12 protein-coding genes are annotated in these 14,204 nt (G+C 42.9%); 3 read left to right on the plus strand and 9 right to left on the minus strand.

Annotation, left to right across the window (positions count from 1 at the left end; all coding sequences use genetic code 11):
• Positions 1-14 precede the first annotated feature (14 nt).
• From MHN00_RS11545 to MHN00_RS11575, 7 genes are all read right to left on the minus strand, one after another.
• Positions 15-1,319, minus strand: a complete 1,305-nt coding sequence (locus tag MHN00_RS11545) for an AMP-binding protein (protein ID WP_239301207.1) — start codon at positions 1,317-1,319, stop codon at positions 15-17.
• A complete protein-coding gene (locus tag MHN00_RS11550; RefSeq protein ID WP_110289125.1) occupies positions 1,312-3,126 on the minus strand; it encodes an IucA/IucC family protein in 1,815 nt (604 codons plus the stop codon). The genes MHN00_RS11545 and MHN00_RS11550 overlap by 8 nt, the downstream gene beginning before the upstream one ends.
• On the minus strand, positions 3,116-5,008 hold the full coding sequence (locus MHN00_RS11555; protein WP_239301208.1) for an IucA/IucC family protein: 1,893 nt from the start codon (positions 5,006-5,008) through the stop codon (positions 3,116-3,118). The genes MHN00_RS11550 and MHN00_RS11555 overlap by 11 nt, the downstream gene beginning before the upstream one ends.
• 80 nt (positions 5,009-5,088) lie before the next feature.
• Positions 5,089-6,465: an MATE family efflux transporter gene (locus MHN00_RS11560; protein WP_101564667.1), complete on the minus strand. Its 1,377-nt coding sequence runs from the start codon at positions 6,463-6,465 to the stop codon at positions 5,089-5,091.
• Positions 6,466-6,628: 163 nt separating this feature from the next.
• Entirely contained in the window at positions 6,629-6,781 is a 153-nt protein-coding gene (locus MHN00_RS11565; RefSeq protein ID WP_014949565.1) for a DUF2256 domain-containing protein, read from the minus strand.
• Positions 6,768-8,306, minus strand: coding sequence for a cryptochrome/photolyase family protein (locus tag MHN00_RS11570; RefSeq protein WP_101564666.1), 1,539 nt, complete (start codon positions 8,304-8,306; stop codon positions 6,768-6,770). Before MHN00_RS11570 ends, MHN00_RS11565 begins: the two co-directional genes overlap by 14 nt.
• 3 nt (positions 8,307-8,309) lie before the next feature.
• Positions 8,310-9,734, minus strand: a complete 1,425-nt coding sequence (locus tag MHN00_RS11575) for a deoxyribodipyrimidine photo-lyase (protein ID WP_239301210.1) — start codon at positions 9,732-9,734, stop codon at positions 8,310-8,312.
• A gap of 111 nt (positions 9,735-9,845) precedes the next feature.
• Here MHN00_RS11575 and MHN00_RS11580 point away from each other — a divergent pair, with 111 nt between their 5' ends.
• On the plus strand, positions 9,846-11,153 hold the full coding sequence (locus MHN00_RS11580) for a DASH family cryptochrome (RefSeq protein WP_239301212.1): 1,308 nt from the start codon (positions 9,846-9,848) through the stop codon (positions 11,151-11,153).
• 16 nt (positions 11,154-11,169) lie between these two features.
• Positions 11,170-12,801: an FAD-binding domain-containing protein gene (locus MHN00_RS11585; protein WP_239301214.1), complete on the plus strand. Its 1,632-nt coding sequence runs from the start codon at positions 11,170-11,172 to the stop codon at positions 12,799-12,801.
• A 5-nt stretch (positions 12,802-12,806) separates the two neighbouring features.
• Here the strand turns inward: MHN00_RS11585 and MHN00_RS11590 are convergent, their stop codons facing one another.
• Complete coding sequence (locus tag MHN00_RS11590; RefSeq protein ID WP_014976601.1) at positions 12,807-13,094, minus strand: hypothetical protein; 288 nt, start codon at positions 13,092-13,094, stop codon at positions 12,807-12,809.
• 208 nt (positions 13,095-13,302) lie between these two features.
• Between MHN00_RS11590 and fabA the strand changes: the two genes are divergently transcribed.
• Positions 13,303-13,821 carry a bifunctional 3-hydroxydecanoyl-ACP dehydratase/trans-2-decenoyl-ACP isomerase gene (gene fabA / locus MHN00_RS11595; protein ID WP_014949559.1) on the plus strand — a complete coding sequence of 173 codons (519 nt, stop codon included), beginning with the start codon at positions 13,303-13,305 and terminating at the stop codon, positions 13,819-13,821.
• A gap of 101 nt (positions 13,822-13,922) precedes the next feature.
• Here the strand turns inward: fabA and rmf are convergent, their stop codons facing one another.
• Positions 13,923-14,099: a ribosome modulation factor gene (gene rmf, locus MHN00_RS11600; protein WP_014949558.1), complete on the minus strand. Its 177-nt coding sequence runs from the start codon at positions 14,097-14,099 to the stop codon at positions 13,923-13,925.
• Positions 14,100-14,204 lie beyond the last annotated feature (105 nt).

The following is a 14,204-nucleotide window of genomic DNA, read 5'->3' on the forward strand; positions in this document are numbered from 1 at the left end:
ATTCATAACGCACTCTAGGCTGTAGCTGCTGTTGTTTCTGCTTCTAACTGGAAATTTTTTGCAATTTCGTTGCGATTTACTTTGCCATTGGGTAAGCGCTTGATCGCATCAACCTGTATGAAATCGAACGGCACCTGATATGTGGCTAGTTGCTTGTGGCACCAACTTCGCAATGCGACCTTATCTTCATTCGAATAACGATGTGGCGCGCAAAATTGAAGATAAGCTCGATAGCCTGTACTTCTGTCCTGTACTTTAAATAAAACGGCATCGTCAATGTCAGGGTGACTAAGCACAACGTCTTCCACGTCTTTGGGGTACACATTAAGCCCCGATACAATAATGGTATCGTCTTGGCGCGCAACGAAGCACAGTTGGTGCACACCATCTTTGTCTTCAAAATAGCCGAGATCATTGGTATAAATTTCGGCCGATTGTCCATCAAGCGGTTGTTTAATTTTGATAACTATTTCACTGGGAGCGCTTTGGCTGCTGCCTGCTTTAACGCTAAGGTGAGGAAGGACTTCGCCTATTACATTTGTGCTTTCAAAGGTTTTACTTATTGCAACGCACCCGGCCTCAGAACATCCATACTGCTGATAAAAATGTTCCACTTTTGATTTGGCTCGCTCAAAGACAGGTCCTGACATGAGTGTGCCAGAGGTCATTACCGCGTGAAGTTTGCTTGTCTTGGGCCATAGCATACATACGGTATCTATCATTAACGGTGACGAATACAGTAATGGTTGCTCAAGTTTGAGCAATGCTTTTAGCAAATGTTTAGGATTTATACTGGTAAAAATTCTGGGATGCTTGCCTCTGGCAAGGCCAACGAATATACCGCATATGAGCCCGTAAGAATGAGTAACAGGGCAAGCAATCACCGGAGTCATTGAATTGGGTGCACTGAAATGTGCAACATAAGCAGACACCTCTTGATCGATACTACGCCAAGACCGTTTTATGCTCTTTGGTGCACCAGTGGTTCCAGAACTCATTTGAATTAATCCTGGAGTATTATCAGGCTTTTCGTTTTTAGGGAATATAATTACATTGTTTAGAGTTTGGTAAATGAGGGCATAGCAACCGGCATTTTCCGCGTATTTTTTCGCTAGTTTTTCTGGCGTACTGGCATGAATTGGCATCACGGTAAGGCCCGCTTCCTTCGCGTAAAAACACAGTGAAAGCCAGTCGCTGACGCTTTCTATGCACACAGCCACACTACCCTTTTTTGAGCTCAGATAGGGTGCGTTTGAAAATATTTTAAATTTCGAGCTGATGTCTTGGGCTGAGAGGACATTATCGTCAATACTAAGCATACGATTCTCCGCAGGTATCTTTGGCAAATTTTACTAAAGGGTTTGTAATGGTATGGTGGAACTCTTCATGCGCATTGCTTGCGTAGAGTTTTTTCTTCAAAAGCGACTCAGTAATAACCTGTGTTTCAAATATATTGAGACGGTTAATTCGGCTATGTGGCGTCACACCACTATCGTTGTAGGAACGTAAGACACTACATACCTTTGACCAAAAAGTGTTCTCATCACAATAGTTCTGCTCAGAGAAAAGAAACGACAGCTCGGTTAGGTTATAGACGAACACGGTATCGACAAATAGCTCTCGCAAGGCTTCGACGTCTTCCATCCAGTAATAAAGATTGGCAGGTGCGTTAACATACTCTGGATTAATCTTATCGAATTCTGGTACGTTACTTTTGTTCGCAAGAAAGTCAGGCACGAACTCTAAACTTTCGTGAAAGTCCCGCAGAATGACTTTCACAGGTAATCCATCTTTCAGTACAACGGACGTATTCTGAGCATGTGCCTCAATGGCTATACCGTGATGAATCAATAAATGCCAGACGGGAAGAACAACCGTGTTAAAAAGCGCTTCTAGCCATTTTTCTACTCCATGTTTCTCAATCCAGTGCGCCACGAAAGGCTTTCCGTCAACTTCAGTACTTGCAAGTACGGCGAATGGTACAGTTTGATAATTCGGTTCGTTCAGCACACTGGCATCGCGAAAGATAACACTAAGGCTTGGGGATAAATCATCAGCCCAACTGACATTTTCTCCACTATCCGCTGATTGCTTCAGCGAAATGCCCGCGTATTCACTTTGTATAGTTAGCGCATCACGGCTTTGTAACCACTCATCTTCGGCTATTAGGTTAGTCAACCATTTTGAGATATGTGGCGCAGTACAAACTGAATGCGGTTCAATAGTACGCAAAGAGGACGTGTTGACGATATTGAGCGGCAGTTTGACGCTCGCTTTGTTAACGTTACTTGTATTGAGCAAGGTTCTTAATGAAATACTGGCTTGATAATCGTCTCCAGCTAAGCCTAGAGAATATACGTCACCGTTTGATAACGGTTTTTCAAGAGAAGGCTTTAGCTTGTCATATTGCCACGGATGAACCGGTAAAAAACAGTAACGTAGGTTATCCCCGCCGTGTTTACGTAAGCTGTCAGACAGATTTTTATAGGTAGATTGGCCTAGCTCTCTTTTCCAAAAACTTTGCTCTACTTCACCGTTGAAATTTACGGACAAGTATTCACGCTTTACAGCAAGCCAATGAAGCTTAAACGTATTGCTGGCTTCAGGCCCATATTTTTCGTGGTCTTCAATGCTAAAGCCACTTCTTGATTTAAAGCATGGATGGTACGGGTGGCCCTCAATCAGAGCAGATTCTAAGCGAATATAGCTCAGTGCTCGTCTACTTGAGAGTTGTAGCAGGTTTTGTTGATTCCAGCGGCAAAGTAACAGTGTATGTTTTAACTCTTCGACTAGCTTATTTTGTCTTTCTTTGCTGCAAGGAAGCGTATGGATAATCTTCGCTGCGTCAGATAACGTAAGAGGGTCACCGTTTATCTTAATAGAATTGGCATCTAGACGAACCCGACTGAAAAGCGTCTGTTTACCATTAGCTGTTACAAAATTGTCGCCCACTTGAAATGTGAAAAGTCCATCTTCAAAACAGAAATCAATTAAGCCTTCGAAGATAAGCGCTTCAATTAATTGTCGGACAACGCGTTTCTCGTTTTTACACGATACTTTTCCCCTTGTTCCTGTAGGCACGCTGAGATGCTCTTCGGTAGTGTCTAAAGTGCAACTAGCAAGCATCAGCAATCACCTCTTCTAATTCACTCGCTTGTTTACAAACGAGCGATGGCGTGTCACTTCGAACCGCAACGCTTTTAAACGGGTTGGTTACCCAGACATAAACAGCTAGCTCGTCTTCGGCTTCTAACTCATCCACGTCTTCAACGCGAGTCAGAAGATTGGCCTTGAAAGGCAGTTTTTCTCGCCCCAATACCGATGTGACGAATGCTGTGCCCAACGAACCTAAAGTGGGAAGAATGGAATTTAGCCTGGTGTACACTTTTTGAAGTAGCGTACCTTCTTGAACAAGTTGATCGGCACCTAGGCGATTGATGACAGCGAATAATTGATTAAAGAATAAGTAGTATGTGAAGCGATTAATTATCATTTGTTCACCGTAGAACAGGTCATCGCACTGAGCGAGTCGCGGTTCCATAGTCTCAAGAATTTGCTGTCTTTCTTTTGATAAATAAAACCCTTGGTTATCACGATAATAGTAAGCAGTTGGGTAACCTTCGCTTAAATCCAGAAGCGAATTTTGCTGGTGCGCCTCTAACGCTATACCACACTGGTCAAAAAGTCTGATTGCTGGCTCAATTGCACAGTCTAGGTAATTATCAAACCAAGTTAGCGCGACATCAGCACATTCCTCGCCTTCTTTCTGGGCTAACATTTGGATTATTTTGGCAAGTCGCGAGTAAGTTCCTGGTGCAAGTGGCTCTTGTACCAAGGCGGCTATAGATTGCGTTCCGCCAAGCCCTGTGATTTCATTTTTTGAGTTAAATGGATTTTTTCTGAGTATCAACTCAAACCCACTTTCTTTTGAGGCGCCAGCGTTCAATGAAATATAAGCCGGGTCGTCGATGAACTTGAATTTAGGATAAAGCCTTGAAAAGCCGCATCGTTGAAGCAGTCGACAAAGTGTTACTCCGGCCTCTAACTCATGGTGCATGTTCTTTCGCAACGAATTCGTTACTTTTACTGGTATCGATAGCTTAACCATGTAATTAAGCTCGGCGTTATACAACGTTCTGACGGAAGACGTAGGTGTAAATAGAGGCCCTAATTCGCCCAATTGAATCAACTCACCTTTGTTGATCAGATCCTGAATGTGAGGCTTAGCGCACAACCAATCCGCTTGAAGCGGATGCAGAGCCAGCAGCTTTAAATTGTCTTTTCGAAGTTTTTCGATAAGTGTTTTTGTAGAATCTTTGCCATCGCTTAAAACAATTTCTTCTAGTATCTCAAAGGCTGAAATTGACTCAGCACTATTAGAAAGAGTGATATCCTGCTTGGCAGCAAAATAATGCAGTCTAAATTGGCCTTTTAGCTCCGGGGTAAAAAGTTCATGCTGCCATCGGTGCATGCCCTGTCTTGACTTTGGCGTGGGGTGTAACCAATGACCAAAAAGTATAGCTTGTTCAGAATCAATAAACTTATTACTTGCGAGATCGGGATCGCCAGCACGGTTTTCTAAGTAAAGCGCCATAATCTGATGGCTTTCGATTGTTCTGGCGTAAAGCTCTAAACTCTGCTCGTCGACTGCATCATTTGGTTCATGGCTCTCTTTGCTACCACTGTATATTTCGTCAATAAGCAACAAAATAGCGTTCATTAATGATACTTCTTCCCATTGAAAACTATTGGGGAGTTGCTTGAAAACTGCTGTGAATGCATGACGACCTACTGTAGAGCGGTAGGATGCTGATATTGAAAGTCGAGTATTAGTAGAGGTTAAATATAGCTCTACGGCATAGTTGTCGTTTGGTTGTAACTGTATTCCTGTCCGAATTACCCAGTCTTCTTTTGTGTGCCAAACACCGGAATCGATTTCTTTAATATAAGCATTAAAAAACGCTTGAAACGACGCGATATTAGCTTGTTTCTTAGCTACTGAAGTCATGTACAGACCCTTTTAAGATGAGCAAATTACCGGGTCAATCTAGTGAGAATGGTTCTCATTAGCAATGAATTTTACATTTGTTACATGTGGGTATTTTTTAGGTAGTAATGTTTATAAACCAAAACCACTGCGAGTAAAAAGGTCACCCATTCAGCCGCAGGCAGCGCAACGAGGAAAGAAATGTTGATGTCGTTGCCTTCATTAGCCAGGGGTGATGGCGTGAAGTGAAATAGCAATACTAGGAAACTAACAGGGAATAAAATGCTTCTACCTAACGCTATGACAGCGGAATGTAATGGTTTTTCAATTGCAGTCAAAAATACACTGAGCAGTACGTTACAGCCATTTACAAGAAACAGTGGCCAAACATATAAAATGATGGTGTGCGCGTATTTAGTAGCTTGTTGTTGGGAAGGCTCGATAAAAAGCGCCACAAAAACATGATTAAACCACAGTAAACAAACCGTCAATATTAGCCCTGCTATGAATGCTGTAGTTAGCGCTATAAGCAGGAAAGCATTGACACGTGACGTGTGGCTCGCTCCGCGGTTGTAGCTGACGAGCAGGTGAAGCGCATCTGCTATACCGAAACTAAGCATAATACTTAAAAAGATAAAGTAGTTAACTACACTGTATGCCGCAACGCCAATGCTGCCAGAATTGATAACGAGCAGAGTGTTAATTACAAGAAAAAGAACACCCACAGAAATTTCATTAGTAAACTCAGATAATCCATTTTTCACCGCTCTGAATACACGACGCCATGGCTTATTAAACGTCGAAAAGGTTATTGCACGATTTTTGTCACCAAAATAAAGAAGTAGTACAGAGAGCTGCACAATTTGAGCAGCAGCCGTTGCATAAGCTGCGCCTTTAATACCGTATCCCAAGTACGCCACTAATAATGCGTCGAGTAAAATATTTGTCACTGCACCCAATGCTAATGCAATAGTTGCAAGCTTGGTGTAACCGTCTGCACGGACAAGATAGTAAAACACCATCGTAGAAAATTGAAAAATGAAGACCCATCGGATTACTGACAAATACTCTCTAGTCAACGGTACGACATCGGACGGAATGTGTAGAAGCCAGAATAGAAAAGGCTCTGCAACGAAGCTTAGCACTGCCAACATAATATTAAGCGTTACAGCAACAACGATTATTTGTGTAAATAGCGCACTGGCAGATTTTGTGTCGCCCTTCCCCATAAAAGTACCAATCGATACGCTTCCCCCAATGGCTAGCATTAACGAGAGAGCGACCAGAAAGGTGATGTAGGGTAATAGTAATGAAACTGCGGCTAACCCAGATGCACCGACATATTGTCCTATAAAGATGCCATCGACTAGACTTGCAGTCGTTAAAGCAACAAGCCCTATGAGCGATAAGAAAGCTTGCTTAAAAAAAGTGCCGAGCAATGGGTTGTGTAAGATTGCATCTTTTGTAGAAAGTGACATTACTACTTCTCTAAATCAATATAATGCAATCCTAAGTTTGTTATGTGGCGCAATCAATTAAGGTTACATTTGTCACACTTGTTAATGCATTGTTACTTTGTCGTCTTGGTAAGGGTTAATATTTTTCACGGTATGAATTCATTACCTGCGCTTTCGCTTTGTGTCAGCAAGGCTCTTGATGTTTTGATTTTTTTGATGAAGCGCAACGTTTTGAGCAATAACGTACATTTTCCCAGTTCTTTTCCCATTTTTTGCGCCAAGTAAATGGTCTCTGACAAACCGGACAAATTTTGGTGGGTAAATCAGACTTCTTCATTTTTCGTTAGCTTAGTCAGGAATGTTGAGGCATCTTGCTTCATAGTTTCGATATTTTCTTCTTTCATTCGCCCGTAGGTTTTATAGATCATGGCCATGCGGTGATTGTTGCTCAATTTTTCCTTGTGTTTGTCAATAAAGTGCCAGTATAAGTAGTTAAACGGGCACGCTTTTGGTCCGGTCTTTTTAGAAACTTGGTATCCGCAATTTTTGCAGTAATTGCTCATCTTGTTGATGTAGCTTCCGCTTGCGACGTACGGCTTACTTGCTAGGTTACCTCCATCGCTGTACAAAATCATGCCCGCAACATTAGGAAGTTCAACCCATTCATATGCGTCGGCATACACTAACAGATACCATGCCTGCACTTCCTCAGGGCTAAGTTCAGTTAAAAGACTAAAATTACCAATAACCATCAATCTTTGTATGTGGTGGGCATAAGCGTTCTGCTGCGTTTCTTTAATACACTGGCGCATGCAGTTCATATTCGTCTGGGCGTCCCAAAAGAACGAGGGCAATGCGCGGCTGTTATTGAAGTAGTTATCAGTTTTTAGATTTGGCATAAAGTGCCAGTAGAACCCTCTGACATACTCCCGCCAGCCCAGAATCTGGCGAATGAACCCTTCAGCAGAATTCAGTGGAACTTGCCCTGCATGGTAAGCTTGCTCGGCTGCATGAATGGCTTCTTTTGGCGTCAATAAACCGCAGTTCAAATAAAACGCGATATGTGAATGGTAAAGCCAAGGCTTGCCTTCCACCATGGCGTCTTGATACTGACCAAAGTTAGGTAATCTTTCTTCTATAAAAGTATTCAATACGCTGAGTGCGTCTTTTCGAGTTACCGCAAAGTGGAAGTTATTGATATCGCCAAAATGATCGCTAAACTCGCTTTTTACGAGCTCGATAACTTTCGAAGTAATGTCATCAATCTCAAACGTAGAATGCTTCGGTACTCTCTGGGTTTCAGGCATTGCTTCGCGATTCTGGGCATCGTAATTCCACTTACCGCCAATGGGATTTTTTCCTTCCATGAGCACGTTGTGTTTGCGACGCATCTCACGGTAAAAAAACTCCATTCGAAGTTGTTTCTTGCCTTCAGCCCAGTCCGTAAATTCATGTGGGGACGATAAAAAGCGATTGTCATCACATATACTAACGGGTATGCCAAGCACGTTTTCCCATTGCTCCATGCTTTTGAGTAAGCGGTACTCTCCGGGCATAGTCACCTTTACTTCGTCAAAATCATTTCCGTTAAGTTCATGCTTAACCTGAGCGAGCAAATCGCCCTGATTGTTTTTGTCGCTATAATGAACATAGTTAACGTTAAAATTGTCTTCTCGCAACGCTTTGGCAAAATGACGCATTGCGCTAAACAAAAACGCTATCTTCTTCTTATGGTGCTTAACGTAGGTGGCTTCTTCACGTACTTCCGCCATCAAAATTGTGTCTTTGCTTTTTACTGCGTTAGCAATCGCTGGCAACGTCTCGGTAAGCTGATCGCCTAAAACTAAAATGAGTGCTGCCATACCCTACTCTTTTAATGTTTGGAATGCGTCTAGCGCGCGTTGACGCGATGCTTTTAAATCAACAATAGGTTTTGGGTATTCCTTACCAAGTTCTATACCTGCATCTTTCAATATCGCCGAAGGGGCTTCCCATGGCTTATGGATATACTTGTCTGACAGCTTTTTCAATTCAGGGCAATACTTACGCACATAGTTGCCCTTTTTATCAAATTTTTCGCCCTGTAGTATTGGGTTAAATATCCTGAAGTAAGGCGCAGCATCAGCGCCAGAACCCGCAACCCATTGCCAACTTGCACTGTTACTCGCAAGGTCGGCATCCAACAATGTATCCCAAAACCATCGCTCGCCTTCATGCCAACTGAGTAATAGATTTTTCACTAAAAACGAGCCCACAATCATGCGAACTCGATTATGCATGTAGCCCGTTTGCCACAGTTCGCGCATGCCAGCGTCTACGATAGGAATGCCTGTATTTCCCTTTTGCCACGCTTTGAGCGCTTTCGCATCTGTGCGCCAAGGAAACTTATCGAACTTTTCGTTGAAGTTCTTATTAGGCAAAGTAGGAAAATGGAACAGCAAATAATAGCTGAACTCGCGCCAACCTAACTCACTCAAGTAGGTTTCAATGCTTTTGTCTTCACTATTTCCAAACTTGTCTTTTATCGCGTACCAAACTTGATTTGGAGACACTTCACCAAAGTGTAAATGCGGCGACAAACGCGATGTCCCATTGGCTGACGGTATGTCTCTGCCGTCTTTGTATTTACGTGCTGAATTTTCAATAAAGTCAGCTAAACTATCAGCGGCGCCGTCTTCGCCTGGTGACCACTCTTTTTCAATGGTTGCATCCCAGTTGATGGAAGGGAGTAAATCTAGCGATGTTAATCCATCGCTGTCGTTGTCGACATCCGCATAAGTAATACGTGCGGGTGGTGCTTTGGGATAACGAGGCTCTTCAACCTGCAGGCAGCCCTTCTTGTAGTAGGGTGTAAATACGCGATACGGTGTACCGTCTTTCTTCAATACTTTCATTGGCTCCCATAGTAAGCTGCCGTTACAGCTATGGGCTTCATAATCATGCTCGATTAAGGTTTTCTTGATCGTTTTATCGCGGTTTATTTGCCATGGCTCATAGCACCGATTCCAAAAGATACCTTTAGCGTTAAATGACTTCATTAACTTTGGAATAAGTGTCTGTGGGTCACCCTTAAATATTTGTAAATGTCCGTTCAAGCGTTTATTGAGCGACGAGAGTGAATGATGCAGCCACCATTTACTTGCCCCCCCAGGCTCTCTGCCATTAGGTGCAGTGTCATCATATATGTAGATGGGTACTATTTTTCCCATATCACAGGCAGCGTTTAAGGCCGGATTGTCTTTTACACGAAGGTCTTGTCTGAACCACATTATACTAACGGGAACGGTCACTTTTTTTCCTCAGGCATTGCGCCAAATCTTAATATTATTCGTATTGCATGTACTACGATAAAACTCGGATTCAGGATCCGTAGAAATAGTAAAAAAGTACTCAAAATTAGTATGATAAATCACCACCAACAATCAAAACGTACGAACAACAATCAACGAGGTTTATATTGGTTTCGACATGACCTTAGACTTCACGATAATGCTGCTATTTCTGCGCTGTGTGAAGCAGTTCAGCAGGTTACTTTTCTTTATATTCTTGATGATAAAGCGTTTACACCTACGACATATGGTTTTGCGCCTATGGGGAAACATAGGCACACATTCCTGTTTCAAACACTTGTGGATTTAAAACGGCAATTAGCTAAGCTCGGACATGATTTGCTCATTGTCAAAGGCGACCCTGCTGAGTGTTTAGTTCAATTGATGAAGTCCGGACAATATTCTCACCTTGGGGTAAGCGAGCACTGTGGTTTTGATGAGAGAGCACAATTAAATACAGTAAAGCGCTTTTTCGATTCGGTAACAGTAATAGAAACTCCGACGTTTGGCTTATTTGATGCTCAAACCCTTCCTTTCAACATCGAAGAGATGCCCGACGTTTTTAGTCCGTTTCGCAGAAAAGTGGAAAAGCACTGTAAGCCATTATCTGTCCATCCACCCATGGAAAGCTTACCAAGCCCTTTTACACCGCAATTAGATGAGTCTTTTTTATTCGCCATTGATACTGATTTACCAAGCCCGTCTCAATCATCGTTTGTTGGAGGTGAAACAGCAGCGCTGACGCATTTAAATACTTATCTCTTCGATTGGAAAGCTGCAGCAACGTACAAAGACACAAGGAACGCTTTAGATACTTGGCAAGACAGTACCAAGCTTTCGGCCTGGTTAGCGAACGGGTCGCTGTCTGCACGGGAAGTCATTCGGCAAGTTCAACAGTTTGAAGCAACCGTTGAAAAAAACGATTCCACTTATTGGATATACTTTGAATTACTTTGGCGCGAATTTTTTCATTGGTTACAGTGTAAATACGGGGCCAATTGGTTTCGTTTTAGCGGTATCCAGGGTAAAAAGCCGTCGACACAGCATTGTCCGGAAACCTTTGCGTTATGGTGCGAAGGAAAAACTGGTTACCCGATAGTCGATGCTTGCATGCGACAACTCGCTGAAACTGGCTATATGTCAAACCGAGGCAGGCAACTGGTTGCGAGCTGTTTTGTTCACGAACTAAGGCAGGACTGGCGATACGGTGCAGCGTGGTTTGAGCATCAATTAATCGATTACGATGTGGGGAGTAATTGGGGCAATTGGCTTTACTTAGCTGGTGTTGGAAGCGACCCTCGCGGCCACAGACAGTTCAACCTTCAAAAGCAGACTGAGATTTATGATTCGGACGGCCAATTTCGTGAAAAGTGGTTGTAGTTAGTTAGTTCGTCGTATGGTTCCAGTACATTCTAAACAATCTGTCACTGTCATATGGTTTAAACGTGACCTTCGTCTTCGAGACCACGAGCCTCTCTACCGTGCAGTTGAAAAAAACGAAAACATTCTTCCGCTTTTTTGTTGGGAACCTTCCCTTATAGCCGACCCGCATATGGACATACGTCATTGGCAATTTATCCAGCAAAGTATCGACGACATTAACGCCCAGTTGCCTTCAGACGCCCGTTTACTGACCTTACACTGTGAAGTTATTGATGCGCTCGAACTTATTGCCCAGCACTACGCCATTTCAGCGGTTAGGAGTTACCAAGAAATAGGGTTGAGCGTTACGCATAACCGTGATATTTCAGTAAGTAACTATTTGAAGAAAAAGAAAATAAACCATATTGAGTCCCAGTATGGCGCAGTGATGCGTGGTTTGCCTCACCGTGAGCAATGGCAGCAAAACTGGGATCGTCACTTTACAACGAAAACCTATGATATTGATATAAACAGCGTTAATTGGGTCGACTGGGCCCAGCACAACAACATCAATACTGCTTGCAAAAATTTAGATGAGCTTGGTCTGTTTGATTTTCATATTACTAGTCAAACCGGCACTCATAGTACCGAGAAAGCGAATTATTATCGGCAGGATGTTTTAGACAAGTTAAAAAAATTAAACAAGATGCAGCCAGGCGGTGAAAGGCGTGCTTGGCAAGTATTAAAAGATTTTTTCGATGCTAGAGGACAATACTACCATCAACATATTTCTAAGCCGGAATATGCAAGACGGGCATGTTCTCGTTTAAGTCCCTACTTGGCATGGGGCAATCTATCAATTAAGCAAGTTTACCAAAGCGTTCAACATCAAAAGCAGACGAAAAAGTTACTGCCGAATTCTGATAGAAAACAATGGAGTCGCGCCCTAGCCGCTTTAACGTCTCGGTTACATTGGCACTGCCATTTTATTCAAAAATTTGAGAGCGAACACAGTATTGAATGGCGACCAATGAATAGTGGATACGAAAACTTTCCGTTTATAGATGGTCCAGAAGCCGAGCGTCGCTTTTACCTTTGGACAATGGGATTGACCGGCTATCCGTTGGTAGATGCCTGCATGCGAGCACTTAAGTATACAGGGTACTTAAACTTTCGAATGCGTGCCATGGTAACCAGTTTTCTGTGTCATCACCTAAATGTACACTGGCTAAAGGCAGCGCATTATTTGGCAACACAGTTCTTAGATTTTGAGCCAGGTATTCATTACCCCCAAATACAGATGCAGGCTAGCGTAACCGGCATTCACACCGTGCGCTTATACAATCCTGCAACACAATCTTCAAAATTAGATCCTGAAGGTGTATTCATCAAGAAGTGGGTGCCAGAACTTGCTAAATTACCCAGTGAAGCTGTTCACGCCCCTCACCTATTGCCGCCCCTAGAAGCGCAAATGTTAGATTTTGACGTTGAACGCGACTACGTGGAACCGCTCGTTGATATAACAGAGAATAATCGCATCACGGCAAAGCGCTTATGGGACTATCGCGAGCGAGATGATGTGGTTAAAGAAGCGCATCGCATTGTTAAACGCCACACCATGCAAAATAGTCCGAGTCGTGCATGGCTGAAAACAAAAATTAAATAAACCGGCTAACGGTTATTTTTGCGAAGCCATTCATTCAGTAGTTTAATTTGTCCACATTTGTAAGCTGCGTACATAAGCCGCATGGCATTTGACATGGCTTCACTGTCAGTCCAGCCAGTCTTGTCGCGTATTTCGTCATAACATGCCTTTGCTTCGGGGCTAACATAGCCTCTTACAAGTTTCTTACCTGCGTCTTTTTGCCTTTCTCTGAACCTTCGTTGTTTATCAGCGTTGGCTTTAGCTCTATCTGCGGCACTCTTTTTAATGCTTTTTTTCGTTGTTTGTTCTGTCATAGTTTTCACACAATGTTACGTTACTGTAGAGCTTGTATTTAGAAGTCGTACAAAAATCACACGTGTAGAACGATGTTTGTACAAGCCAAAGTTGCTAAACCTATATTAGCATGCGTTTTTCTTCAGAAAAATGACTGTTCAGAGTTGTTTGGCGTACAACTGTTCGCTAAATTAGCAGCGTCACTTTAATAACAGCAACGAGTTGGGAATGTCAGAGAAGAAAAATAGTTTTAACAAAGAAGATTTATTGGCGTGTAGCCGTGGTGAAATGTTTGGCCCAGGTAACAGTCAACTTCCCGCACCTAACATGTTAATGATGGACCGCGTAGTTTCAATTACAGAAGATGGCGGTGAGCATGGGAAAGGCGAAATTATCGCTGAATTAGATATTACCCCCGATTTATGGTTTTTTGATTGTCACTTCCCAGGTGATCCGGTAATGCCGGGATGCCTAGGCCTAGACGCGATGTGGCAGTTAGTTGGTTTCTTCTTAGGTTGGAGCGGCGGCCCTGGTAAAGGCCGAGCTTTAGGTGTAGGTGAAGTTAAATTTACCGGTCAAATCCTTCCAACCGCTAAGAAGGTAACGTATAAGATCACGATGAAGCGCGTGATAAAGCGTAAACTCTTCATGGGTATGGCAGATGGTTCAGTAGAAGTTGATGGCCGTGAGATTTACGTAGCGAAAGATTTGAAAGTTGGCTTGTTCCAAGATACCTCAAACTTCTAAACTGCCTTTATAGAGCTATAAGGTCAACTAACGTTGACCAACAAAAAAGCCCCTTTTCAGGGGCTTTCCTTTTTGCATAATCAGTTCATAAAAGAGAAGTGTTACTTAACACTTAAACCTAAGTGTCTGTCTTCTACTGCCTCGCGCCATCCACCTAACCACTGTGAACGTGCATCGTTTTGCTGAAATGGACAATTTTCCTTTGAACGACCGCTAATGCCAGCTTGATAGCCTTTCGAATGGGCGCGTGTCAGTTTATCTCTTTTTTGTCTTTTCATTGATTAGCCTCTTTTGTTTGTTGAAAGTACAACAAATCATTTTCTCGAGCGCTCTACATCATTTCGGTTGATAGTGCCGGAAAAGTGATTGCGTACAATACTGTG

Source organism: Alteromonas sp. Cnat2-8 (assembly GCF_022348355.1).
Classification (GTDB): Bacteria; Pseudomonadota; Gammaproteobacteria; order Enterobacterales; family Alteromonadaceae; genus Alteromonas; species Alteromonas macleodii.